Origin of the sequence: Chlorogloeopsis sp. ULAP01, from assembly GCF_030381805.1 — a bacterium.
Classification (GTDB): Bacteria; Cyanobacteriota; Cyanobacteriia; order Cyanobacteriales; family Nostocaceae; genus Chlorogloeopsis.
Map to the genome: position 1 here is coordinate 99,269 of NZ_JAUDRH010000010.1, position 25,053 is coordinate 124,321.

General features: G+C 40.9%; 18 protein-coding genes. 6 read left to right on the plus strand and 12 right to left on the minus strand.

Annotation, left to right across the window (positions count from 1 at the left end):
• Positions 1–8: 8 nt before the first annotated feature.
• Positions 9–596 carry a Uma2 family endonuclease gene (locus QUB80_RS20200; RefSeq protein ID WP_289791304.1) on the plus strand — a complete coding sequence of 196 codons (588 nt, stop codon included), beginning with the start codon at positions 9–11 and terminating at the stop codon, positions 594–596.
• A gap of 2 nt (positions 597–598) precedes the next feature.
• Here QUB80_RS20200 and QUB80_RS20205 read toward each other — a convergent pair whose 3' ends face one another.
• The 4 genes from QUB80_RS20205 to QUB80_RS20220 all read right to left on the minus strand — a co-directional run bounded on the left by QUB80_RS20205 (position 599) and on the right by QUB80_RS20220 (position 5,762).
• On the minus strand, positions 599–1,327 hold the full coding sequence (locus QUB80_RS20205; RefSeq protein WP_289791305.1) for a Uma2 family endonuclease: 729 nt from the start codon (positions 1,325–1,327) through the stop codon (positions 599–601).
• A 46-nt stretch (positions 1,328–1,373) separates the two neighbouring features.
• Positions 1,374–2,744, minus strand: coding sequence for a UDP-N-acetylmuramoyl-L-alanine--D-glutamate ligase (murD, locus tag QUB80_RS20210; protein WP_289791306.1), 1,371 nt, complete (start codon positions 2,742–2,744; stop codon positions 1,374–1,376).
• Between the two features lie 84 nt (positions 2,745–2,828).
• The gene (gene glyS, locus QUB80_RS20215) at positions 2,829–4,979 is read right to left on the minus strand and encodes a glycine--tRNA ligase subunit beta (protein WP_289791307.1); all 2,151 of its coding nucleotides are present in this window, start codon (positions 4,977–4,979) and stop codon (positions 2,829–2,831) included.
• Positions 4,980–5,081: 102 nt separating this feature from the next.
• Positions 5,082–5,762, minus strand: coding sequence for an HAD family hydrolase (locus QUB80_RS20220; protein WP_289791308.1), 681 nt, complete (start codon positions 5,760–5,762; stop codon positions 5,082–5,084).
• 209 nt (positions 5,763–5,971) lie between these two features.
• Between QUB80_RS20220 and QUB80_RS20225 the strand changes: the two genes are divergently transcribed.
• The 5 genes from QUB80_RS20225 (at position 5,972) to QUB80_RS20245 (ending at position 16,324) form a co-directional block, all read left to right on the plus strand.
• Entirely contained in the window at positions 5,972–6,748 is a 777-nt protein-coding gene (locus QUB80_RS20225) for a glucosamine-6-phosphate deaminase (protein WP_289791309.1), read from the plus strand.
• A gap of 584 nt (positions 6,749–7,332) precedes the next feature.
• The gene (locus tag QUB80_RS20230) at positions 7,333–11,175 is read left to right on the plus strand and encodes an ATP-binding protein (RefSeq protein ID WP_289791310.1); all 3,843 of its coding nucleotides are present in this window, start codon (positions 7,333–7,335) and stop codon (positions 11,173–11,175) included.
• Positions 11,172–13,007 (plus strand): GGDEF/EAL domain-containing response regulator, encoded by a 1,836-nt coding sequence (locus tag QUB80_RS20235; protein ID WP_289791311.1) that lies wholly within the window; start codon positions 11,172–11,174, stop codon positions 13,005–13,007. Before QUB80_RS20230 ends, QUB80_RS20235 begins: the two co-directional genes overlap by 4 nt.
• Before the next feature lie 361 nt (positions 13,008–13,368).
• Positions 13,369–14,541, plus strand: a complete 1,173-nt coding sequence (gene ldpA / locus QUB80_RS20240) for a circadian clock protein LdpA (protein ID WP_289791312.1) — start codon at positions 13,369–13,371, stop codon at positions 14,539–14,541.
• 49 nt (positions 14,542–14,590) lie between these two features.
• Complete coding sequence (locus QUB80_RS20245; protein ID WP_289791313.1) at positions 14,591–16,324, plus strand: R3H domain-containing nucleic acid-binding protein; 1,734 nt, start codon at positions 14,591–14,593, stop codon at positions 16,322–16,324.
• A gap of 206 nt (positions 16,325–16,530) precedes the next feature.
• Here the strand turns inward: QUB80_RS20245 and QUB80_RS20250 are convergent, their stop codons facing one another.
• The 8 genes from QUB80_RS20250 to QUB80_RS20285 form a co-directional block, all read right to left on the minus strand.
• Complete coding sequence (locus QUB80_RS20250; RefSeq protein WP_289791314.1) at positions 16,531–16,719, minus strand: hypothetical protein; 189 nt, start codon at positions 16,717–16,719, stop codon at positions 16,531–16,533.
• A gap of 163 nt (positions 16,720–16,882) precedes the next feature.
• Positions 16,883–17,218: a tRNA-binding protein gene (locus QUB80_RS20255; protein WP_289791315.1), complete on the minus strand. Its 336-nt coding sequence runs from the start codon at positions 17,216–17,218 to the stop codon at positions 16,883–16,885.
• Positions 17,219–17,241: 23 nt separating this feature from the next.
• Positions 17,242–18,036 (minus strand): twin-arginine translocase subunit TatC, encoded by a 795-nt coding sequence (gene tatC / locus QUB80_RS20260; protein WP_289791316.1) that lies wholly within the window; start codon positions 18,034–18,036, stop codon positions 17,242–17,244.
• 262 nt (positions 18,037–18,298) lie between these two features.
• Positions 18,299–19,498: an FAD-dependent monooxygenase gene (locus QUB80_RS20265; protein ID WP_289791317.1), complete on the minus strand. Its 1,200-nt coding sequence runs from the start codon at positions 19,496–19,498 to the stop codon at positions 18,299–18,301.
• A 113-nt stretch (positions 19,499–19,611) separates the two neighbouring features.
• Positions 19,612–21,804 (minus strand): lytic transglycosylase domain-containing protein, encoded by a 2,193-nt coding sequence (locus tag QUB80_RS20270; protein ID WP_289791318.1) that lies wholly within the window; start codon positions 21,802–21,804, stop codon positions 19,612–19,614.
• Between the two features lie 405 nt (positions 21,805–22,209).
• Positions 22,210–22,905 (minus strand): aspartate/glutamate racemase family protein, encoded by a 696-nt coding sequence (locus QUB80_RS20275; RefSeq protein WP_289791319.1) that lies wholly within the window; start codon positions 22,903–22,905, stop codon positions 22,210–22,212.
• A complete protein-coding gene (locus QUB80_RS20280; protein WP_289791320.1) occupies positions 22,902–24,188 on the minus strand; it encodes an FAD-dependent hydroxylase in 1,287 nt (428 codons plus the stop codon). The genes QUB80_RS20275 and QUB80_RS20280 overlap by 4 nt, the downstream gene beginning before the upstream one ends.
• A gap of 109 nt (positions 24,189–24,297) precedes the next feature.
• Positions 24,298–24,714 carry a hypothetical protein gene (locus tag QUB80_RS20285; protein ID WP_289791321.1) on the minus strand — a complete coding sequence of 139 codons (417 nt, stop codon included), beginning with the start codon at positions 24,712–24,714 and terminating at the stop codon, positions 24,298–24,300.
• Positions 24,715–25,053: the final 339 nt, after the last annotated feature.

Below are 25,053 nucleotides of genomic sequence, written 5' to 3' on the forward strand. Positions count from 1 at the left end.
AATCATCTATGCAAGTACAATCCCCCAAACGCTACTACACCCCAGAAGAATATTTAGCACTAGAGGAGGCGGCTGAGTACAAAAGTGAATACCGCGACGGAGAAATCGTTCCCATGACAGGGGGGACAACAAATCACAATAAAATTGCTCTGAATTTTGCTGCTAACTTGAAGTTTGGCTTAAGAGGGCAAAACTATGATATCTATATCGGTGACGTGCGGTTGTGGATACCCCGTTATCGCCAGTACACTTATCCCGACGTCATGGTAATTGAGGGAGAACCGCTTTATACGGAAATAGGTACAACGACTCTAATGAATCCGTTGCTAATTGTTGAGGTATTATCTAAATCAACTAAAAACTACGATCAAGGCGACAAGTTTCTCTACTATCGGTCAATCCCTGAGTTTAAAGAGTATATCCTAATTGATCAAGAAAGATATTATGTCATGCAGTACAGCAAAACACTTGAAGGAAAATGGTTATTAACTGAATATGAATCCCAAGAAGCTGTTTTGGAATTAAGTTCTATCCGGTTTCAAATTAGTTTGAATGATATTTACGATCGCGTAAATTTTACTGAGACTGAAGAGTAAACTTAAATATTCTCAGGATCTATTCCCTGGGCGCGTAAAATTTCTCGCAATCTAGTCAATTCTTGCTCTGTTTGTTGTAAGCGTTCCTCTGCTTGTTGTGCGCGTAATTTTTCTTGTTCAGCTAATTCCTCAGCAGAAGGTATCAATTGTTGTTCAGGTGTGAAGTAACGTAATTTCCCTTCATGCACTCCTAAATAAAGTCCTAACTGCTGACTCCACAACTTGCCATCAGGAGTAGGTTGAATTTCTTGATATTGCCCATCTACTAAATGAAATCCCTGAAATTCTAATGTGACAGGATCAAACCAGAAGTAATCAGGTGTGCGGAAAGTGTCTTGATAAAGTTGTTTTTTAAAGCCTTTGTCAACATCGGCAGTAGAGTTTGATATAATTTCGATAATTAGATTGGGATACTTGCCATCTTCTTGCCAGACTACCCAACTTTTACGATCTTTTTTCTCGGTTCCCAAAACTACAAAAAAATCAGGCCCCCGGAAAAACTCTGACTTTTTTTGATTGGGACTATAATAAACTGTTAGGTTCCCAGAAGCGTAAAAATCTTGGCGTTCTCGCCACCAAAGTTTGAGGATACTAATTAAGAGTTCAATTTGCTCGCGGTGTAAATCACTTTCCAAAGGGGGTTCATCACTCCATAAATCGCCAGGTGGAAAGGTAACTTCTGCGTCTGAAATTTCAGGAAAGTTGATATCTACAGTACCGACTTCAGACATAGTGGGTAGTATCCTTGCAATTTACACTGATTGTAACAAGTCAAGTTTAACTATTTCCTACCCACTCCAAACACAACTGCCGGAAGCGATCGCCCCGTTGCTCAAAGTTGGCGTATTGATCGAAGCTTGCGCAAGCGGGTGATAGCAAAACTACAGCTGCTTGATTCTTTTGAGCTAATTCTGCCGCTCTAGGAACAGCTCTGTCCATTGTTTCTACAATTTCATAATTACCATACCCAAGCTCTTGCAAGCGTTGAGCAAAGGTAGGTGCTGCATCGCCAATCAGTAATACTGCGGCGGCTTTGGCTTTAATTCGTGCCATCCAGCCAGTATCATCACCAGCTTTTGCTTCACCACCAGCAATTAAAATGACTGGACTTTTAACCGATGCTAACCCCACTTCGGCGGCGTCGTAGTTAGTGGCTTTGCTGTCGTTAATAAAATCAATGCCTTGCCAAGTACAAATATGTTCCAAGCGATGAGGAACACCAGGAAACTCACTAATGGCACGAGAAATGGCGGCTGTATCAATTCCTGCTAACCGCGCCGCAGCAACTGACATTAATAAATTTTGCTGATTGTGTTCTCCTACCATTCGCAATGCAGATACTTCGATAATGGCTTCCGGTGTAGATGTTGCAGTTAATTTTTCGACAACCCAACCATTCTCAATGTAAAAACCTTTATCTCCAATCAGGAAATCTTTGCCTTTTATACTTGTCCAATAGGCATCAGGCCAATGAGTTAAACCTAATTTATTCAAATATACGTCATCGCCATTAAATACTTGGATCTCTGAGTTACGCAGCAAACGGGCTTTGATATTGTAGTAATTCTCTAATGTTTTGTGGCGACTGAGGTGATCTGGCGTAAAAGTCGTCCATACACCAATACGTGGTGCTAAAGAAGAAGATTCAATTTGGTAGCTGCTAATTTCCCCGATTACCCAATCAGGGCGCTTTGGTGCTAAGGCTACTTCACAGGCAGCGTAGCCGATATTACCGCACGCTGGTGCATCCAATCCTGCTGTTTGAAAAATTACAGCAATTAAAGAGGTAGTAGTAGTTTTACCATTGGTGCCAGTAATTGCTACCCAAGGAACTGGTTGTAAATACCGCCAAGCGAGTTCCATTTCCCCGATCGTTTCTATACCCAACTCTCGTACTTTGACTAATTCGGGAATATCCCAGGGAACACCGGGACTGACAACTATTAATTGTGGTAAATCTGAACTATCTAATTCCAGGGAATACCCTAGTTCAACAGTAATTTGTTCAGTTGCTAATTCTTGTTGTTGTTTTTGCAGGTTGGCAGAGGTGTTGCGATCACTTAGCACCACCTCCCATCCCTGCTGTTTCAACAATCTCGCCGCAGCGACACCGGATTTTCCTAATCCAATAACATGGCCTTTGGGCATAGACTGTAGCAGAAGTCCCTGGTTAAGCAATCCTTATCGTAACGTGTATTGGCACAATTTACACTACCTTTTGATAGATGATGGCTACAAATTTTTTACAACTGCCCCAAAATCCGCCAATACACGGGCGTGGTTACGCAATAAACCAAGTAAGTGTAATCGATTGCGCTTGATCTGTGGATCGGGATCCATCACTAAAACGCTTTCTGCTCCATCAAAAAAGTTACTGACTGTGGGAGCAATTTCTTCTAGCCCTGCTACCAACAGTTGATAATTGCGCGATCGCCCGGCGGCTTGAGTTTGGGGTAACAATTCTACTAAGGCGTTGTAAAAGGCTGCTTCTGACGGCTTTTGGAATAGTTCTGGGCTGACTGCAACCGTTGGATCGAGTTGTTTTGTATCCAAATCTCCTTGGGCTGCCAAACGTGCCGAACGATTGACGGTTTCGTAGATTTTATCTAGGGTGCCGTCGTTACGGATTTGTTGTAAGAATAAAGCGCGATCGCGTACATCCAATAAATCTTTTAAGGCTCTTTCTGCGTAATCTCGGTCATTTTCTCCCAAAACAGCATTTACCAAGTCATAATCAATTTGTTTTTCTTCTTGTAGTAAGGTGCGGATACGTTGCAGGAAAAATTCTTCCAAAATCGCAACTAATTCTGTTTTATTTTTATCGCGGGCTGAAACAAAGTCTGTGGCAATTTGCTCTAATAACTGTTGTAAATTGATGGACAAATCAGCCGCCCATGTAATGTTAATTACTGCATTAGCTGCCCGGCGCAAGGCAAAAGGATCGGAGGAACCTGTGGGAATCATTCCCAAGCCAAAGATACTGCCTAATGTATCTAATCTATCTGCTAAACCAACAACTTGCCCTGTTAAAGTTTGCGGCAAAATATCATCTGCACCTCGTGGTAAATAATGCTCAAAAATTGCTGTTGCTACTGCTTGTGGTTCTCCACTGGCTAAGGCGTATTTTTGTCCCATAATTCCCTGTAATTCAGGGAATTCGTACACCATTTGACTTACTAAATCTGCCTTGCACAGTAAAGCAGCGCGGTGAATATGATGGCGTTCATCTTCATTTACTTGCAATTGTTCTGCAATTTGCGTGGCAATTTTGGATATTCGCCCCACTTTATCAAGCAGCGAGCCTAAATCTTCTTGGAAAGTCACTTTTGCCAATTGGGGTAAAAAGCTGTCCAAGGGATTTTTTAAATCAGCATCATAGAAAAATTTGCCATCAGCCAAACGCGCACGAATAACTCTTTCATTCCCAATAGCAATGATATCTGATTTAGCTGAATCGCCATTAGAAATCGTGACAAAATAGGGCAGTAATTCTTGAGGATTACTAGTCTTAAAAACAGGAAAATAACGCTGGTGATGCACCATCACAGTGGTGATTACCTCTGTTGGTAAATTTAAATATTCTGTTTCAAATTTACCGATTACAGCCGATGGCCATTCTACAAGATTAGTAACTTCCTCTAACAAATCTGGGTAAATTTCTGCATACCCATTTAACTTTTGTGCTGACTCTTTGACTTCTTGGGTGATAATCTTTGCTCTTTCTTCAACATTGACAACAACCGATGCCAAACGCATCACAGTCACATAATCAATAGCTTGAGGAATAATTACTGGCTCTGGATGCAAGATGCGATGCCCTCTAGAGATGCGATCGCTCTTTATTGTCTCAGATCCATTCACTAATTCTATCGGCAATACTGCTTCATCTAATAAAGTTACCAACCAGCGAATCGGGCGAGAAAAGCGTAAATCTCCGTCACCCCAGCGCATCAACCGCTTACCTTCTAAGCGCGAAATCCACTCTCGCACAAGTTCTGCCAAAATTTCTGCTACACTACGGCCGAGGATGACTTTCCGCACAAATACAAAATCCCCTTTGTCAGTAGGGCGAACTTCTAAAGCATCGAGTTCCACACCTTGTTTTTTGGCAAAACCTTGTGCTGCTGGTGTTGGTGTACCATTTTTAAATGCAGCTTGTGCGGGTGGGCCTTTAATTTCTTCTTCACGATCTGCTTGCTTAGATGGTAAACCTTTAATGAGTACCGCCAGGCGTCTGGGAGTACCGTAAATTTCGACGACGTCACTCGTGAGGCTGTTGTCTGCTAAACTTTGGGGAATCAGCGACTTCCACTGTGTTATGGCGCTACTCAAAAAGCTTGCAGGTAGTTCTTCTGTACCAACTTCTAATAAAAATGCCGACATAGGACAATATTTTCAAGAAAAGCTTGGCTCAACTCATATTAGTCAACTCAAACAGTGTACCGTGCCTGTAATGCAGACGTGTGCGATCGCGCAACTCATTATTCACAGAGAGCTATTTACCAATTCTGTCTCCATTTGTGAATTCAGCAGTGTCCACAACTGCAAGTCTGTAAAATCGGGAATTACCATAAATGCGCCTTTCTCCCTGAGAACATCGGGGTTGTGAGTGGAGACAATACCAATGGTGCGGATACCAGCACAAACGGCAGAATGTATACCAGAAGGAGAATCTTCAAGAGCGATCGCATTTTCTGCTGTTATCTCCAACTTATTCAATGCCGTTTGGTAAGGTGCGGGGTTGGGTTTACCTGCAATGCAATCTTCTCCCAGCACAACTATATCGAAGGTTTCTTTTAGCCCTAAAACTTCTAGCATGAAATATGCATTTAATTTCGGTGCATTGGTAACTAAGGCACGTTTTAGCTGGTGTGCCTCTGTCCATGCTAATAATTCTGTAAATCCGGGTAGGGGTTGAATATTTTGTGCTTGTTGACGGAACATAGCTTCTTTGTCTTCCGCAAATTTTATGCCTGCTTGCGGTGATAATTGTGGCAAGATGTCTTTGATGATTTCAGCATTGGTCTTTCCACTAATCTTGGTTTGATAGAACTGTTCATCTATCTCCAAACCGTAATTTAAAAGCATCTTTCGCCAAGCTTGGTAGTGAATTGGATCGGTGTTGGCGATCGTTCCATCTAAGTCAAAAAGAATTGCTGCCAGCATAATTTTTTGTTTGTAAAATATTGTTAAGTTTATTTACATAGTTTACACGCTTTTGTCTCCTTAGTAATTGTTTCTGCATTGATGAAGGCAAAAAAACTATAATTAAGGTTCTGAGTGAAGATAAACTACAAGCACTAATACTTGTAGAAGCAGATAATTTTGTCTGCTCATATACGTTTTTTAGTATCAAACTTTTCTGTAGAAATCAGATGTCAGTTGCCAAAAAATTGTTTCGCGTCAACGATCTAGATGTTCAGATTTATAACTGTGAAACTGAATTAGCACAGAATGTAGCAAAAATCGCACGCAATTATTTACAGAGTGTTCTCCAGCAGCATGGTAGTGCTGCTGTAGTACTAGCAACAGGCAATTCTCAAATCAAATTTCTTGAAAATTTGACGACATTGGGTGGGATTGATTGGTCAAAAATTACTTGTTTTCATTTAGATGAATATCTAGGAATTTCTACAGAGCATCCTGCTAGTTTTCGATATTATCTACAAGAACGTGTCGAAAAAGTAGTAAAACCTAAGAACTTTCACTATATAAACGGTGATACATTAGAACCTTTAATGGAATGCGATCGCTATTCTAAATTATTGCAAGCACAACCCATTGATTTATGTTGCTTAGGTGTGGGAGAAAATGGACATCTTGCTTTTAACGAACCATCAGTAGCAAACTTCCAAGATCCTTTCAAGATAAAATTGGTGAAATTAGATAAAGTTAATCATCAGCAACAAGTGAATCAAGGTCATTTTCCTAACTTAGAAAGTGTTCCTAAGTATGCTTTTACTATAACTGTTCCGATGATTTGTACAGCACGAAAAATTATTTGTATAACAACAGGAACACACAAAGCCAAGATTGTAAAACAGATGTTACAAGGTGATATTGGTACGGATTGTCCAGCCTCGATTCTTCGTAAACAACCTCAAGCAACATTATTTATTGATGAAGATGCTGGAGCATTAATTAGTAGTTAAATTTATATTTTTTATCTATAGCAATAGATATGAAGTTAATAACTAATAGCTATGGCCCATATTTTTTGAGTATGGACTTGTATATTTTTGTGTGAGCAAACAACATCATAAGAATCTATTGTGGATTAAATTACAAGTTTTGAACTTAATAAAATAGAGCGAAGTATTCTAATTATTTTTTAAAGTTATACCAATTTGAAAAAAGAATGTGACAAATAAACATTGTAGAGACGTACCATGGCACGTCTCTACATCAGGATGTGTTGCAAACATTTTTTGAATCGATATTAAAACTAAATTTATTACAAAATATTAAATTATGTTGCTAAATATTACAAAATACTTATAAAAAATACCAAATCAAATTTAGCCTACCTAAGTGTTATAACAAAGTTTAAAATTTAAATACTGTTGCTGTAGTAATAATAAAAACCAAATTAAATTAAGTATACTAGAGTTAATTTATACATTGGTTAAAATTTGGTTACTGTTTTAAACGGCAGAATATAACAAATATACGTAAATTAATTAGCTAAGACATCCATAAGTAATAAATTTAGCACCAAAGAGAATATTAAGTGTAAATGTTATTAAAATTTCCAGTGGTTACAGAGCTTAAAAGGATATGTAGCAAATTTTATAATAAGTTGCCCCTTGCAACTATTTTGTTTACGTCTTTTACACTACAAATCTGTGGTGCAGTTGGACTTGTAGGATTTGTTTCGTTTAGAAATGGACAGGAAACGATAAGAGAGTTTGCTAGTCATTTAGAAAATGAAGTTTGTGATCACGTCGAACAGTATCTCGATAGGTACTTAAAACTTCCGCAGCAAATTAATCAAATTAACTTAGATGCAATCCAGCTAGGCTTACTAGACGTAGCTGACTTAAAAACAACCGGGCATTACTTTTGGAAACAAATGCAAGTGTTTGATGTTGGCTACATTAGCTTTTCTAACTCGAAGTGGGAATTTGTTGGTGTGGAAAGATTAGAACGTGATAAGTTTATAATTCAACAAACTTTTGCTTCTGTAAGTAAGACTAGATTCTTTAAGCAAGTTACTTATATAACTGATAGGCACGAAAATTGTGTCAAGTTGCCTGCGACAGTAAAAGTTAACTCGTTAACAAAAGAAGTTTTGTACGCAAATTCAGTCAAAGCAGGAAAATCGGTGTGGAGTAAAAATTATCAATGGAAGAATAAACCAGTTTTATCAATATCTAATAACTATCCAGTGTATGACTCTAATAGCAAACTAATAGGAGTGCTGGAAGCTAATATTAATTTTTCGCAAATTGATAAATTTTTAGGGCAATTAAAACTTGCCAGATCGGGTGTAATTATTATTTTAGAGTGGAATGGGTTAATAGTTGCTTCTTCTGGGGAATCTTACCCTATGATTGAGAATCAGCCAAAATACTTCTCAACATTTAATAGCAAAGACTCTCTCATTCAACAGACAAAGCAATATTTAATCCAACAATATAGTAGTTTCAATTTTTTTATAGAGCAAAAAAAGCTAATATCTTCCAGCAAACAAGCAAATTGTTATGTGTATGTAAAACCCTGGTATAGCGAGATTGGCTTAGATTTATTAATTGTTGTAGTCATACCTGAAAATGAGTTTACAGAAAAAATTCAAGCTAATATACGTACTACTGACCTAGTGTGTATAGTATCTTTTTTAATATTCACCCTATTCAGCATTTTCACTACTCGCTGGATATTTAACCAAATTTTGCTACTTAACAAATCTACTAAGAAACTTGCTGAGGGTAAATGGAATGAGAATGTAAAAATCAATGGTTTTAAAGAACTCGCAGAAGTTGCCAAATCAGTTAATGGTATGGTTAAGCAACTGCACAAATACTTTACTAAACTCAGAGCGAAAAATACTGAGTTGAAAGTCTTAAATAAAGTGTTCTCTAAAAGTGAGAGTCGATTGACTCAATTTCTAGAAGCTATACCAATGGGTGTGATTATCGTGGAAGCCAGTGGTAAAATTAGTTACATCAATGAAGTTGTGAAGCAGATTTTTGGTCAGTCTGTTGTATATGCAGCCACAATTGAAGAAATCATACAAGTGCATCAAGTTTATCTTGCCAGAACAGATCAACTATACCCAAGCGATCGCCTCCCTGTATTGAGAGCAATGCACGGTGAAAACGTCACTGTTGACTATATGGAAATTCGTTATTCAGACAAAATTATTTGTCTTGAAGCTTCAGGGAAGGTAATTTACGACAAATTCGGTAAGATTATCTTTGCGATCGCCACTTTTGTCGATATTAGTCAACGCAAACAAACACAAAAATTACTGGCAGAATACAATCCAACCTTAAAAACTCCCATCAAAAAACGTACTAGCGAACTTTTGCAAATCATCAAGCAACTGCAAACTTCCCAAAAAGAACTGATTAAATCTCAAGAAATAGCCAAACAAGGACAAAAAGTCGCCGAGCAGGCAAACCAAGCTAAAAGTCAATTTCTCGCAAACATGAGCCACGAATTGCGTACTCCCCTCAACGCTATCCTTGGCTTTACTCAAATGATGAGCTATGACAAGACTTTAACTGTTGAAAACCAACAAAATTTAGCAATTGTTAATAGTGCTGGGGAGCATTTGCTTCATGTCATCAACGATATCCTGGAAATATCTAAAATTGAGGCTGGTAAAACCACATTAAATTTGTCAAGCTTCGACTTAATTCTTCTACTAGAAAACCTTAAACAGACGTTAGGCTTGCGTGCTACTGCTAAAGGATTAAAATTAGTATTTGAATACGCGCCTAATTTACCCCGCTACATCAAAACTGATTCTCATAAATTACGGCAAGTATTACTCAACCTCTTGGGAAATGCGATTAAATTTACTGACATTGGTAGTGTGAAGCTACGGGTAACTATCGGAACTAGGGATAAAAAAGAAGACAAGGGGAGGAGTCAGTGTGGTGGTGAAGCAGTACTGGGGAGGGAAACCCTGCCACAGGAAAGGCTTTTGAAAGTAAATTTTTCTCGACATCAAGGAGCCAGTGCATCAGGGAAGCAATGCTTACCAAAGAGAAGCCTAAGTGGAGACTTTCTCCATACTCTACAAGAATCAACGCAGAGTGCATCTACGCAAAACCTCTCGCAGTCTCCCGTTGTAGCGTCTGCCGTCGGCTACCCGAAAGGTAGTCGATACGCATCTAGTGCCGACTTAAAGCAACTGGCATTAACTAATGTGGATACACAAGGAAGCCAGTATGTTGAGAGCATTGCTGCAAAGAGAAACCCTGCCGCAGTGCTGGTTCATCAATGCACTGGCTCCTCGGTTATTCCATCTGGCGTAGAAAAGAGGCAAGAAGCTGCTGATCAATCCTCTTTATTCCCTTACTATTGTTATCCAATACCTGATCCTCAATGCCTAATTCCCGATACCCAATTTTTGATTTTTGAGGTAACTGATACTGGCTCTGGTATTTCTCCAGAAGAAATTCACTTACTGTTTAAACCTTTTGGGCAAACAGAAAATGGGAGGAAAGCCCAGCAGGGAACTGGGCTAGGTTTGGCAATTAGTCAAAACTACGTGCAACTGATGGGAGGCAACCTTGATGTTAGTAGCACAGTTGATGTGGGTAGTAAATTTACTTTTGATATTCAAATCAATCTAAGTGATTGCAGCGAGATTTCGACAAAAAAATTTCAACATCAAAATACAGGTTTGGCACACAGCCAAGGTAAATACCGCATCTTAATAGTTGACGATCACCTAGAAAGTCGTCTATTCCTAATGAAATTACTTTCATCCATCGGCTTTACTGTCAAAGAAGCCACGAATGGTGGGGATGCTATCTCTGTTTGGGAATCATGGCAACCACATTTAATTCTAATGGATATGCGGATGCCTGTAATGGATGGCTATGAAGCAATTAGAATCATTCGAGCCAGGGAAACAAAGAGGTGGGGACACCAAGAGCTGGGGACACCAAGAGCTGGGGAAAATCCGTTTGCGTCTAGAAGCCGTACCATCATGATTGCTTTGAGTGCTAACGTTTTTGAGGAAGAACACCAGAAAATTTTGTCTACAGACTGTGATGATTTTATTGGCAAACCATTTTCAATAGAAGTCTTGTTGGAAAAATTGAGCAAATACTTGGGGGTACAATACACAGATAAATTCACTAACCAAAAGACAGAAGCGATCGCAAACCAAATGCAGCCAACTCTAACCTATGCTGAGGTTGCATCACAATTGTTACAGTTTTCACCTCAGTGGATAGCCCAAATTCATCATGCTGCTGCCAGTTGTAGCGATGAGTTGATTTTAGATTTACTCAAGCAAGTTCCTCAAGATAAAGCCCCACTTGTGCAGATTTTGAGCGATTTAGCTAATAACTATCAGTTTGAGAAAATTATGGAATTAACTAGAGCAAATGCAGAATGAATTACGAACGCATAAACTTGACTAAAAAAGATATTTTGATCATTGATGATATGCCAGACAATTTGCGAGTTTTGTCTTCATTCCTAACTAAAGAAGGGTATAACGTTCGCAAAGCTCTCAACTGGCAGATGGCTTTAACCGCTTGTCAAACTTTATTGCCAGACTTAATTCTACTCGATATCATGATGCCGGAGGTTGATGGCTATGAAATTTGTCAGCGTTTAAAAGCATGGAAGTTAACTGCTACTATTCCCATAATATTTATTAGTGCATTAGACGATGTTTTTGATAAAGTAAAAGCTTTTCTGGTGGGAGGAGTAGACTACATTACCAAACCGTTTGAATTTGCAGAAGTTTTGGTGCGTGTAGAAAATCAACTAGCACTGAAGATGGCGCAAACAGAAATATTACAACTAAACGCTGAATTAGAAAAAAGGGTAAAAGAACGTACTTACCAGCTAGAAAAAGCTCTACATAAACTACAACAAGAAATGAATCAGCGCCAGCAACTTCAAAGTAAATTGTTGGATATGGCATTGCATGACTCTCTTACTGGTTTACCAAACCGAGTTTTATTTCTCAAACGCTTAGAACAAGCACTTAACCGCGCTAAATTGGAATCAGATTATCACTTTGCTGTATTATTTTTGGATTGCGATCGCTTCAAAGTCGTAAATGATTCCCTCGGACATTTAGTAGGAGATGAACTACTTATCGCCATTGCTCGCCGCTTGCAGGCATCTTTAAGCCCGTTTGATACCTTAGCGCGATTTGGTGGTGATGAATTTGCTATTCTCTTAGAAAACATTACAGATATTCATATGGCTATTGAGGTAGCCGAAAATATTCTTCATAAACTATCACTGCCTTTTAAACTATCTAGATACGAAGTATTTATTAATGCGAGTATTGGTATTAATTGGGGTCAGATTAATTATGAAAAACCAGAGTATTTACTCAGAGATGCTGACACAGCTATGTATCGTGCAAAGGCTTTTGGTAAAGCAAGATATCATGTTTTTAATCCAGAAATGCATCAAGAAGTAATTCAGCTTTTAGAGCTAGAAAATGACTTGAGAAGAGCAGTAGAACGTCAAGAATTTGTTGTCTATTATCAACCAATCATTTCTTTAGCAACAGGTACTATTGCCGGGCTTGAAGCGCTTGTCCGTTGGCAACATCCAAAAAGGGGATTGGTTTACCCCACCACCTTTATTCCTGTAGCAGAAGAAACAGGTTTGATTAATGCTATTAATATCTGGGTATTAAAATCAGCTTGCGAAACTTTATATCTTTTACAAAATCATCTATCAACCCAAACTTCTTTAACTATTAGTGTTAATCTTTCACCCCGTTTATTTTCGACACCTGACTTAATTGCAAAAATTGACCAAATTCTTGATGATATCAATATCAATCCTGCCAACTTAGAGTTAGAAATTACAGAAAGTGTCCTGATGGATAACAATGAAACTATTAAAACTATTCTTCAGAATATTAAGGAGCGAAATATCAAGTTAGTCATGGATGATTTTGGTACTGGTTATTCCTCTTTGAGTTACTTACATAGCTTTCCATTAAATTCCCTCAAAATTGATAAATCTTTCGTCAAGTATATGCAAGAAAATCAACAGAGTATGGGATTAGTACCAGCAATGATTGGCATTGCTCATTCTATGGGTATGAGAGCCAATGCTGAAGGTGTTGAAACCCAACAACAGTTAGCCCAGCTCAAAAATTTAAATTGTGATTTTGCTCAAGGGTATTTGTTTTCTCCGGCTTTAGAACGAAAATCCATTCTAGACTTGCTTGCTGTAGCACCTAAATGGTAGGTAAACATCAGGCTTATTGAAGTACCCTTAGTCCGATCAAGCTTAACTTAGTGCTCCCTAACCTCACCGAATACTGCGGGGTGATACCCAGCAAAGCCAAAGACGCTCCAAGGCATCAATTTTCTCTCTTCCAAGGGTATTTTTGACTGGTGAAAGCAGGATCAAATTAGGTGCGGCGTTGATGCCCTTGTCCCAAATTTTTGCATACCACATTTTGGCGCAAAAACATCAACAAAAGCTAACTTTCATATTTTCACTCAGGCAAACAACAAAATTTGCTGTCCAAATTTCCATAGAGAAATCGCAATCAAATTGAGCAGTTGCCTGCAATATTTTTCTGTCACATAGCATAATAGATAATGTGACTGAACTGTTTCACCCTTTAGTGTCTCTAAAACAAGGTCACTGGTTCAAGCTCATTTGCGGAGCCAGCTTCCAGCACCTACCCGCAGTCAGAAGTTTAACATTAGCCTACACATTGGCTGGTGCTGACTGTATAGATGTTGCTGCCGACCCAGCTGTGATTGCTGCTGCTCAATCAGCCCTAAAAGTTGCTGCTAATCTTGCTCAACAAGCACAGGAGCGAGGCTTTGGTAAAAGAGGGAAATTACCATTTTTGATGGTCAGCCTCAATGATGGTGAAGATCCGCATTTTCGCAAAGCAGAATTCGATTCTATAAACTGTCCTCCAAACTGTCAGCGACCTTGCGAAAAAATCTGTCCAGCACAGGCAATTACATTTAGCGGTATAAAAAATGACTTTTCAGGAGTCATAACCGAAAAATGTTACGGTTGCGGTCGTTGCATATCAGCCTGTCCATATGAGATAATTTATACACGATCTCATGTTTCAACACCAGGGGCGATCGCACCATCGATCCTCTCATCTGGGGTAGATGCCGTAGAAATTCATACTCAAGTAGGTCGTTTAACGGAATTTCGGCGATTGTGGCAAGCTATTTTACCGTGGGTTGAGCGGCTAAAATTAGTAGCGATTAGTTGTCCCGATGGTGAAGGTCTGATTGATTACCTTCATGCTCTTTACGACGAAATTAAGCCACTCAAAAGTGCCTTAATTTGGCAAACCGACGGTCGTCCGATGAGTGGTGATATTGGCGATGGAACTACTCTCGCCGCCGTGAAATTAGGGCAAAAAGTTTTGGCAGCAAAATTACCAGGATACATACAGTTAGCAGGTGGCACTAACAGTTATACTGTCGCCAAGTTAAAGGCAATGGGGTTGCTGTGCAATCAAAAGGACACGGGGACACAGGGACGCGGGGACGCGGGGAATTCTCTCTCAAATTCCTTCTCCGTGTCACCGCGTCTTTCCCTCTCCGTGTCTTTCATTTCTGGAGTTGCTTACGGAAGCTACGCCCGTGTATTGCTGTCACCAATTATCGAGCAGTTAGAAACAAGGGAGGTGAATGGCTCCGATGCCATAGGAACTGTCGGCCTAGAAGAAAAACCAGAATTGCTCTGGCAGGCTGTAGGGCTTGCCCATTCTCTAGTTTCCCAGCTCAAGTCACATTAAGAGCGAAGTACAAACTTTCGCTATCTCTAAAAACGTCACCATAGGAAGCATGACGATTACAGACGATCTCCAAAAGTTGTTAGATATTTTGCCCCAAGACCTGCGGCAAATATTAGAGAAGCATCCCCAAAGAGATAGTTTAGTTGAAGTGGTCTTGGATCTGGGTCGTCGCCCAGAGGCTCGCTTCCCCCATCAAGCTGAATATTTGAGCGACAAGCCTGTTACCCAAGAACAAATCGACGACTGCATTCAACGAGTGGGAACCTTTGGCGGAGATAATCGAGCAGGAATAGAGCAAACTCTGCATAGAATCAGCGCCATCCGTAACCGCAATGGTAAGATTATAGGCTTAACCTGTCGTGTCGGCCGGGCAGTTTTCGGGACTATCGGCATGATCCGCGATTTAGTGGAGACAGGCAAATCAATTTTGATGCTAGGACGCCCAGGTGTGGGTAAAACCACAGCTTTACGGGAAATCGCTCGTGTTTTAGCGGATGAATTGCATAAGCGAGTCGTAATTATTGATACCTCCAACGAAATCGCTGGTGATGGTGATGTTCCTCACCCAGCAATTGGCAAGGCAAGACGAATGCAAGTTGCTCATCCAGAACTGCAACATCAGGTAATGATTGAGGCAGTGGAAAACCATATGCCAGAAGTAATCGTCATTGATGAGATTGGCACGGAACTAGAAGCATTGGCAGCCCGTACCATAGCTGAACGCGGCGTACAACTAGTAGGTACTGCTCACGGAAATCAAATCGAAAACTTGATCAAAAATCCTACTCTGTCCGATTTAGTTGGTGGGATTCAAGCTGTGACACTGGGAGACGAAGAAGCCAGACGACGAGGTAGTCAAAAAACCGTTCTAGAACGTAAAGCACCCCCCACTTTTGAAATTGCCGTGGAAATGATGGAACGGCAACGCTGGGTAGTTCATGAAAGTGTTGCTGACACTGTTGATAGTCTCTTGAGGGGACGTCAGCCAACTCCACAAGTGAGAACCGTAGATGAAAATGGCAAAGTCAACATCACACGTCAGCTAACCGCGATTAATGGTCGTTCCCACTCCCTTGGTGCGGAGGAATCGGTCGTACCAGCACGACAGGCTAACGGTTGGCGTGCCTCTGGACAAATGGTGCCTTTGCCACCAGTGACACCGGAGCGAGAAAAGCTTTCAGGGCGAAGCGAGTTTGACCGCTTGCTAAATGAATCTCTCGATTATACTGATAGCTTTGATTTTGCCGATACCAGACACTCCGGGCCAAATGGCGAAGATTTGCCATTGCACGTTTACCCCTACGGTGTTAGTCGCTCTCAATTAGAGCAGGTAATTCAGGTATTAAATTTACCAGTGGTCTTGACAAAAGACATTGATAGTGCTGATGCAATTTTGGCATTGCGATCGCATGTCAAAAATCATGCCAAATTAAGGCAAATGGCCAGAGCCAGACAAGTGCCTATTCACATGATTAAATCCAGCACAATACCGCAAATTACCCGTGGCTTACGGCGGCTGCTGAACATTGACGAGCCAGAAATTACCGATGATCGCGAACTGCAACTATTTCTTCACAGCGCTAGCGATGATGAGATTGACGCCCTAGAAGAAGCTAGACTGGCGGTTGAAAATATCGTTATCCCCAAAGGACAACCTGTGGAATTACTGCCGCGATCGCCCCAAGTACGGAAAATGCAGCATGAGTTAGTCGAACACTATCGCCTGAAGTCTCATAGCTTTGGGGAAGAACCAAATCGACGCTTGCGCATTTATCCGGCGTAACTTCGGCAGAGATCTGGTTAAAAAGGATGTAGAGACGCGAAATTAATCTCCGGGAAAGCCTGGGTGTACGCGCCTCTACGAGAATTTCAAAATATCAAAATAAAAATCGAGTGGACAGTTTTGAAACAAATCCACCCGTTATTGTCGTACTTAAAATACCTGGGCAACCCCGTAAAATTGTTTTAATTATTAGCGTCGCAACAAAATTAACGCGATTCAGTTCCTTGATTAGGGCTACCTGCTACTGTATCTTCACCAGGTGATTCTGGCTTGGCAGAATTCTTAGCATCATCTTGGGCGGCTGTACCTGTCTTACGGATATCTTCTTCAATGGGTGTTTGGTAGCCACCTGAGGTGCTGGGTGTAGTTTCTTTACCTTTTTCTTGCTCAGACATATGTTTTACTCCTTATCATTTACTGTTCTTGCAACAGTCTAAAGGGAGCATGGGCGCAAGTTCATCTTTCTAAAAACTGGTTATAGCAGGTGACTCCATCTGTCTAAAGGCTTATTTCACACTCACCCAGTTGGATATAGGATGTTTGCAAACCGCAGAAATGTTATGAAACTCTTTTCCCTAAAGGTACATTTCGCTCTGGCTGAATTAACACAACTTCTCCATCTTCTAGCACCACACCCAAAACAAGCACTTCAGACATAAAATCAGCGATTTGTCGGGTTGGAAAGTTGGTAACAGCTAATATTAAGCTATCTAATAAATCCTCTTTTTGGTAAAGTTTGGTAATTTGAGCGCTAGATTTTTTGACTCCCAAATTACCAAAATCTATCCACAATTTGTAAGCTGGTTTTCGCGCTTTAGGAAAATCTTCTACTTTGATGACTTTACCAACACGAATTTCTAGTTTTTCAAAATCATCATAAGTAATAGGTGCCATTCCAGACTCTCAAATTACTTAGCTTATTTACCAACAAGCTTAACTAAACCAATACCGCCAAAGTAAAGCCCTAAAACGGCTCCAGCTAGAAGAGTTTGAGTCAGGGGGTCAACAGAAGGTGTAAGGACTGCACCCAAAATAACTGCCCCTAAAGTCACGTAACGCCAGCCAGAAAGCATTGTTTCTGAAGAGACTATTCCCAAAGCACCTAATAAAAGCTGGATCACTGGTATTTGGAATGCTAAACCTGTACTGAATAGTAACAGCAAAACAAATTCAAAATATTTATCAATTGACCACAACTGTTCTACAACATCTGCACCGTAGCTGATAAAGAATTTTAAAGCAGCTGGAATTAACAGATAGTAGGCAAAAGCCAATCCTGCTGCAAACAATACACTCGATCCCAAAACAATCGGGGCTAGCAAGCGCCGTTCTCGACGAGTTAATCCTGGCAGAACAAATTGAATAATTTGGTAAAGCACGAAAGGACTGGAAACAAGCAAGCCACTGTAACCAGCTACTTTTAAAGAGACAAAGAAGTATTCTCCTGGTGCAAGTTGGAGAAATTTTACTCCTTGGGCTGGTACTTCCAGCAACTGAACAATCGGCTTGACAGCGATAAAGCAACCGATAACGCCGATTGCAACGGCGATTAGCGCATAAAAAATCCGCTGCCGTAACTCCTCTAGGTGTTCAAAAAGGCTCATTTCGACCTCGCCCGGTAACTCATCCAGACGATTGCTTTCTGGTTGATCGTATTTTTCGAGGTCAAGATCGGGAGCAGTTGCAGTGTCTACTTCTTGTGAAGGCGTCATGAGTCAACTAGCGAGCATCATTTGTTAACTATTTTATCTAGGCAAGTAGCTACCCAGAAATTTTTCAGTCCGTTAAAACTAACAGCACAATTCTCAATTAGCACCCTAGCCTACCAAGAAATTTATTTTTTGGCTTATAGTTCAAGTCCACTCAAGTGGACTGCGATCGCTAATAAAAGTAAAAATCTAGTTCCATGAAGAGGACTTCGGCTATGAGGTTTGAGAATTTATTCTCAGACGGTATTTGCTACTGGTGCAAGATTTAAACAGTTAATTGTACCTGTGTCACCCCTTGGCGCAATTCTCGCTGTCGTTGCAGCCAAGACTGTCGAACACCCTTACGGATTAAGGGAGCTAGCTGACGTGCTGCCCATCGTACAAGTGCGCTTTTACTTAGTAATTGAGCCTGAGCCGCTTCTTGGCTTTGAAGTTGCTGTGCTCGAATAATTTCTGGCTCCCGTTCGGCTTGAATCTGTGGCAATGCCTCATCAATTGTCACGTGTCCCGATTCCTCATGCAATAGGGGAACCAAATGATTTGCGGCAACAATGACATCTCGTAAAGCCATATTGATGCCTTGAGCACGGATTGGTGACATGGGGTGAGCAGCATCGCCTATAAGCAGTAAACCTGGTGCATACCAACGCCGACAGCGCCCAACTACAACGGATAATAAAACTGGTCGCTCGATGGTTTGTGCATTTTGCCGCAAATGTTCTGCTAACCACGGAGGTGATGCTTCTGCAAGCATCTTTGACCAATCGACTTGTTTCCAGTCAATAGAATCATCTTCATGGAGCGCCCAACCTAACTGGAGATTTCCTTCTGAAGAACGAAACAACCCAAATCCGTGGCGACTGTGCAAGATAGAATAAAAGACATTTTCAGCTTCAAAACGTGGGCTATCCGCTAATTTAAACCAAAGAATATCAAAGCTTTGAGACTGTTGCTCTATGGACAAGTTTGCTCGCTGCCGCACAATGGAATTACGGCCATCTGCTCCAACAACTAGTTCGGCGTCAAAAGAGCGTTCATCGCCTAGTTTCACCCCACAAACCCGTTGTTCGCTCCACAGTAAATCCTGTACAGTCACACCCTGTAAAAACTCAAAATTTGGATAACTGCTTGCCTCGTCAATCAATGCTTCGAGCAAGGCTGGCTGAGAAACGAGAGTGCATGGTTTACCACCAGGTTCTATAGGCTCATCAACTCTAAATAGCGATCGCCCATCAATGAGAAATTCCCAGGCATCCAAGGAGCGATGGGGGATGCGTTCTACTACAGACAACAATCCCATCTGCTCAAGAGCATCCAGCCCGCTAGGCATTAACCCTTCACCACGAAAAACTCGACGGAAGTTACGGGATGCTTCAATCAATTTTACTGAGATACCGCGTTGTACCAGAAGGAGTGCAAGTGTTGCACCAGTCGGCCCAGCCCCAACAATTACAACCTGAGTCATTACTCTTTTTAGGTAATTTATCAAGAACTCAGAATAGGGCAATAAAATTTTGGATTGGAATTTTCCAAACCCTAAAATTCCTAGTCCCTAGTCCCTAGCCCCTAGTTCCTAGTTTACTGCTGTGGTAATTGTGGGTGTTTGGCTGAATATTGTCCTACTAAGCGGGAAATTTCGGGGTTATAAAGTCGCAGATAATTCCAGTAATTTCCAAAAACTTGACGCACATAGTTCCTTGTTTCATCAAAGGGTATGTTTTCCACAAATTCGTCTGTATCTTCTCTAGGTAAAGTTTGTAACCACTTAGCAACATTACCAGGCCCGGCATTGTAACTAGCGATCGCGAGCAGTGAGTTATTCCCATACTGTTGATGGGTGTGATCCAAATACCAAGTGCCTAGCATAATGTTATCGTTAGGATCTTCAAGGTCGATATTTTTGTTATTTTCCTTGAGTTGAGGAGCAATCCATTTGGCTGTACTCGGCAATACCTGCATTAAGCCAGTAGCATTGGCAACAGATTTGATTTTTGGCTCAAACCTTGATTCTTGACGAATTAAGGCTGTTACCAGTAAGGGATTGAGCTGGCGTTTTTGCGACCAATATTCAATTTCTTTGAGGTAGGGAAAGGGATATCGAGCTTGCCAGTAGATAACCTGTTTGCTCAAAGCCTCATACTCAGATTGTTCTTCTGGTTTTTCTCGGTCTTCCAATTTAGAAATTTTATCAATACCAATGATGTTTTCTCCCCTTGTTAGTCGCATCAATCCTTCGGTGAATTGCTCTGCTACCGTAGACTGCATTTTGTTTTGAAATTCGGTTTGCCATTGCAACCACGCATCACGATCTTGAGCTAGCAAATATAATTCTTTAAAAGTTTCAGAGCCTGCGGGAGGAACAGGGCGCACCAGGGGAACTACTTGTGGTTGTAATTGACGTAGGTTGTTAAAATTGCCAACATTCAGTCCTAGAGTTACAGCCGATCGCCATGCATAGTAAGAGTAGGGAAACTCGCTCATTACATACTCATAAGCTTGTTTTGCTTCCTGCACTTTTCCTGCTTTCATTGCCCATTTACCAAGCCAAAAGCCTGCTCTGGGAGCCAAAATACTGTCAGGATTGTTGATTGGAATTGGTTGCGCCCATTGCCATGCTCCTTGATAGTCTGAGGCTTTGGCTTTCTGTTGTGCTATTTTCCAACGATATTCTGCTGCTTGCTCAGTGTTGCTGTACTTATTAACTAGCAGTTCCAGCGCTTGATTTGCTCCTTGCGTATCGTTTTGAGCTTGCAAAATATTGGCTTTTGCTAAGAGCGCTTCGCCAGCATACTCAGGGAATTGATTGATTACCCGATCTAAATAGGGCAAAGCGTTTTTACGGATTTTTGACATTTGTGCCAAACGCAGTAGTGCGGTGCCAGTTTCGCTTGCCTCTGGAAAAGTACTGATCAGTTGTTGATAAGTAGCGATCGCCTGTTCTTGTTTACCACCAATTTGCAAACCTCGTGCTTTGCGGTAGAGATTACGCGGAGTCACAACTGCTCTGGCATAGGCATTGGCAGCTTTAGTAAATTGATTGTTTTCCCAGTAGCCTGTAGCAATAATTTCCCACTGTTCTGGTTTGAGAGTTCCATTTTTGACAAGTTGATCCAGCACGGGAAGAATGCCTGGTTGATCGTAAGCGTATTTTGCCAAAATATATTTCAACTCCGGCTGATTGGGATTTTCTTGAAGTCGGTTGCGAACAATATCCCAAGTCAGAGGATTAGAAGGAAATTCAGCGATCGCTTTTTGTTGGTATTCGTCCAGTCCAATTAAGTATAAAGCTTTGGCAGCAGCTGGGTGTTCGGGATAGCGTTTTAACACCGCTTGTCGATTATCTGAAGCCTTGCCTTCTTCTCCTAAAATGTCATATGCCTGGGCAGCTTTTAGTAGGATGTAGGGTGCAAGCACTGGATAGTCATTTTCTAAACCTTCCAGCAAAGAGAGTGCTTGTTTAGCTTCTTTGGCTTCTATTAAGTCACTTGCCAACAAATAACGAGCGCGATTCCGATCAGCTGATGGAAAACCTTTAGCTAGTTCCTCTAGCTTTGCCGCTCGTTCTTGAGGGGATTGCAGTACCAATGGGAAAACCGATGACTTGGCTTTGTTTGCTTCTGTGAGTTGCTGAGGCTCATTTTTGAAATTTTTGAGCCATTGACCCATATATTGCCCCATTCCAGGAACTGAAGCTACTGCTCCAGCTAAAAAGGCACATAGTCCTGCACCCACAATGAGAGATATTTGTTTTTTCTGTAGGTTCTTCAGCATTGATACCCGCTGAAAGTTTCACAAGAATTTCTTGCCACTCTAGCATTAACTAGTGAAAGAGATAACTTATTTTGCCAATGGATTTTGGATTATTAGTCAGAATATGTAAAATTCAAATTTATTTAAGCATTTATACTTAATCTCCTAATTGTTACTCTTGATTTGTACTTCAGCATCATCCTTAGGATATATTTGTTAGCTTTGCTTAGTTCACTAAGATTATACAAATATAAAAAGCTACTAAAAAGATAGGATTTAAAGGAGTACAAAAATTATTAATAAATTCCTTTAGGGCTTGCCATTATAAGACAGCCAAAAAAGCCCTGAGGTTTTTGTAATGGCTTTGCCAGAAAATTAGAAATAGCCATTTTATTGATTGGGAAATCATAATTGTGCAATATTAGATTAAGTAACTTCCAGTGCCATAGCTACTGCTTTCTGGACGTGAAGTAACATAGTGTCAAATAATTTTGCGATCGTATCTTGTGGACGAATTAAGAGTGGCAGTTCTGTATTACCCAAGACAATCGCTGTTGCTCCTGCCTCCTGCAAATTGTCAATAATACTCAACAGCTTTTGTCGAGAAGTTTCACGTATCTTTCCTAAGCAAAGTTCTTTATAGATGACGTGATGAATATAATTCATTGACTCAGGACTAGGAACTACTACACTAATGCCATAGGATGCAAAACGTTCCTTGTAAAAGTCTTGCTCCATCACGAAGCGTGTACCGAGCAGTCCTACAGAAGAAACACCTGACTCTACAATCTTTTCAGCCGTAGCATCTGCAATGTGTACTAAGGGAATTCCAACATTATTTTGTACTGCTGATGCTACCTTGTGCAATGTATTAGAAGCTATTAGGAAAAAATCTGCTCCTGCTTGCTCAATCTTTTGAACAACATTTATCAGTAAATCTGCTATATCATCCCATCTTTCCTCATGTTCAAGTTGAATGATGGGATGAAAGTTTAGGCTATACATTAAAAGTTCAGCAGAGTGTTCAACACCCAACTTTGCTTTTACTTCCTGGTTGATCAGGCGATAGTATTCGGCAGACGATTCCCAACTGACGCCGCCAACTAACCCAATAGTTTTCACTGAGATACTTCCCTAAATAGTGAATATTGCTGGGCTATTTTAGGAGTCTTCCCCTTCAAGCCAATCATTAACTTGAGAGTAAATACCTTGAGCAAAGGTAATCGCTGCATCATCCATAAACCCAAGCGACGAACTAATACTAAAGGCAAGAAATGATTGGAGAACATTCGATCTAGCAAGTCAGTAAAACCTAAAATAACCAAGTTTTCCCGCTTGCGCCAGCGTTCATAGCGTTTGAGTACCTTCAGAGAGCCAATATCTTCACCGACTTGGTGTGCTTCTTGGATTACCTGAGCCAAAGCTGCTACATCTCGAATGCCTAAATTCAAACCTTGTCCGCCAACCGGATGACAATTGTGTGCTGCATCACCAACTAAAGCCAGTCGATGTCGGGCATAACGATCGCTTTGCATGAGTTGCACCTGAAAAATAAAGCGATCGCCCAGTAATTCCAGCTTGCCCATTTGATTGCCAAAACGACGGCTTAATTCACCTAAAAATTTTTCGTCATCCAAAGCACATAAAGCTTTGGCTTCTTGGTGGGGGGCTGTCCAGACAATTCGGCAACGGTTTCCCGGCAAAGGTAAAATTGCGAAAGGGCCACTAGACCAAAATTTTTCGTAAGCTGTGTGGTTGTGAGATTTCTCTGGTTTGACAAATGCTACAATACAAGATTGCCAATATTTCCAGCCGCGAGTTTTAATATCGGCTCCTTGACGAATCCGCGATCGCGAACCATCGGCAGCTACGAGTAATTTGCTCTTGATTGTCTGCAATTGTTCTGCCACTTTAATTTCTATTGCTACCGCATCTTGCTGGTAATCGGTACTAACTACTTCTGCGGGGCAAAGATAGGTGACATTGGGGCAATTTTGAACAAATTCCTGCAATGGATACAACAGTGCTTGATGTTCTGCCACATAGCCCAAATCTTTAGTACCTATATCAGCTGTTGCAAACTCCACCACATCTGGGTAGTCGGCATCAGAAAGGCGAACGCGACGGTAAACTTCAATTTGGGGCAATATTTTTTCCCAAACTCCTATTCCTTGAAAAATCAGCGCTGAGAGCATATGCACGGCGTAGGCTTGTCCTTTGCACACCGCCGCTGATTCTACTTTTGCCTCCACTAAGAGCACGCTTAACCCGGAATCTTTCAAAGCTGAGGCGAGAGTTAAGCCAGCGATTCCGCCGCCGACTATAACTAAATCATAATCATATCCCTGCTTGTGTGGATCTGCTTGAGCAGGAGGAACAGGTTGTAAAAGCTGTGCTTGCGCCATTGTTAAGAGAAATTACAGCATTTTAATTATTATTTTTACGCGATCAGCTTGTGGAGGGCAAGCGTACTCAGAGGCAAGGGGGCAGAGGAGCAAGGTAGAACGGCTTCTGTTACTTGCGAATGAAGTTTTGTAAATCTTTTGAGTCTAAACTAATTCTCCACAAGCCTGCGAGGGGAGAGTCAGCCAGTTGAGGATTACCAATTATATTGTTGTCACGATCCAAACCAATACTAAAAATTCCACCCAAGGGAAACTGCCCTAATTTTCCAAAGCCTTCAATATTTTTTGGATCGGCGATCGCTCGCTGCTTCAACCGTATAGTTGTTTGCGAACCACCATCAAAATAGATTGTGGCTCGATTATCCTTGAACCTTACCTGAACGTCGTAAACCCCACCAGTTGCGTAATAGTAAGCTTTGGCAGCGAGCTTTTTGCCATCTATATTTCTGCCTTGATACTCGGCTGCCGTAGTGGGTTTAACTAGCATAAACAGGGCTGTAGCTAGAACTAACCCTAAAACTTTCATAGTTACCCCAAGTTAAAGTTTAATCTAGCTATATTTTCTAGGGTAGAACGTAAGTTGATATATGTACTCCAACAAGAAGTTATATCAACATTCACTACTTCACAGTTCAAGTAAGCAGCATATTTGAATTATTGACTCCAGAATAGGGAAATTTGGCAGATATTTCTATAAATTACTACTTAAGAAAGGTAAGGTAACCTTACTTGCGATGGGTGTTATAAATACTTATTACCCTGAATTATAGATTAAGAGTCATAGCAAAAACTTATAATTTCTGCAAACAGTGTTATCACCGTGGCAACTTCCACTCCCGTTGGATGAGTACACAGCAAGCCGAGT

Coding starts and splice junctions, on each gene's coding strand:
- QUB80_RS20270 (WP_289791318.1), bottom strand. CDS start 21,804: ATGCTGAAGAACCTACAGAAAAAACAAATATCTCTCATTGTGGGTGCA.
- QUB80_RS20205 (WP_289791305.1), bottom strand. CDS start 1,327: ATGTCTGAAGTCGGTACTGTAGATATCAACTTTCCTGAAATTTCAGAC.
- glyS (WP_289791307.1), bottom strand. CDS start 4,979: ATGTCGGCATTTTTATTAGAAGTTGGTACAGAAGAACTACCTGCAAGC.
- QUB80_RS20225 (WP_289791309.1), top strand. CDS start 5,972: ATGTCAGTTGCCAAAAAATTGTTTCGCGTCAACGATCTAGATGTTCAG.
- murD (WP_289791306.1), bottom strand. CDS start 2,744: ATGCCCAAAGGCCATGTTATTGGATTAGGAAAATCCGGTGTCGCTGCG.
- QUB80_RS20235 (WP_289791311.1), top strand. CDS start 11,172: ATGAATTACGAACGCATAAACTTGACTAAAAAAGATATTTTGATCATT.
- QUB80_RS20230 (WP_289791310.1), top strand. CDS start 7,333: ATGTTATTAAAATTTCCAGTGGTTACAGAGCTTAAAAGGATATGTAGC.
- QUB80_RS20220 (WP_289791308.1), bottom strand. CDS start 5,762: ATGCTGGCAGCAATTCTTTTTGACTTAGATGGAACGATCGCCAACACC.
- QUB80_RS20200 (WP_289791304.1), top strand. CDS start 9: ATGCAAGTACAATCCCCCAAACGCTACTACACCCCAGAAGAATATTTA.
- QUB80_RS20245 (WP_289791313.1), top strand. CDS start 14,591: ATGACGATTACAGACGATCTCCAAAAGTTGTTAGATATTTTGCCCCAA.
- QUB80_RS20255 (WP_289791315.1), bottom strand. CDS start 17,218: ATGGCACCTATTACTTATGATGATTTTGAAAAACTAGAAATTCGTGTT.
- tatC (WP_289791316.1), bottom strand. CDS start 18,036: ATGACGCCTTCACAAGAAGTAGACACTGCAACTGCTCCCGATCTTGAC.
- QUB80_RS20280 (WP_289791320.1), bottom strand. CDS start 24,188: ATGGCGCAAGCACAGCTTTTACAACCTGTTCCTCCTGCTCAAGCAGAT.
- QUB80_RS20285 (WP_289791321.1), bottom strand. CDS start 24,714: ATGAAAGTTTTAGGGTTAGTTCTAGCTACAGCCCTGTTTATGCTAGTT.
- QUB80_RS20265 (WP_289791317.1), bottom strand. CDS start 19,498: ATGACTCAGGTTGTAATTGTTGGGGCTGGGCCGACTGGTGCAACACTT.
- QUB80_RS20250 (WP_289791314.1), bottom strand. CDS start 16,719: ATGTCTGAGCAAGAAAAAGGTAAAGAAACTACACCCAGCACCTCAGGT.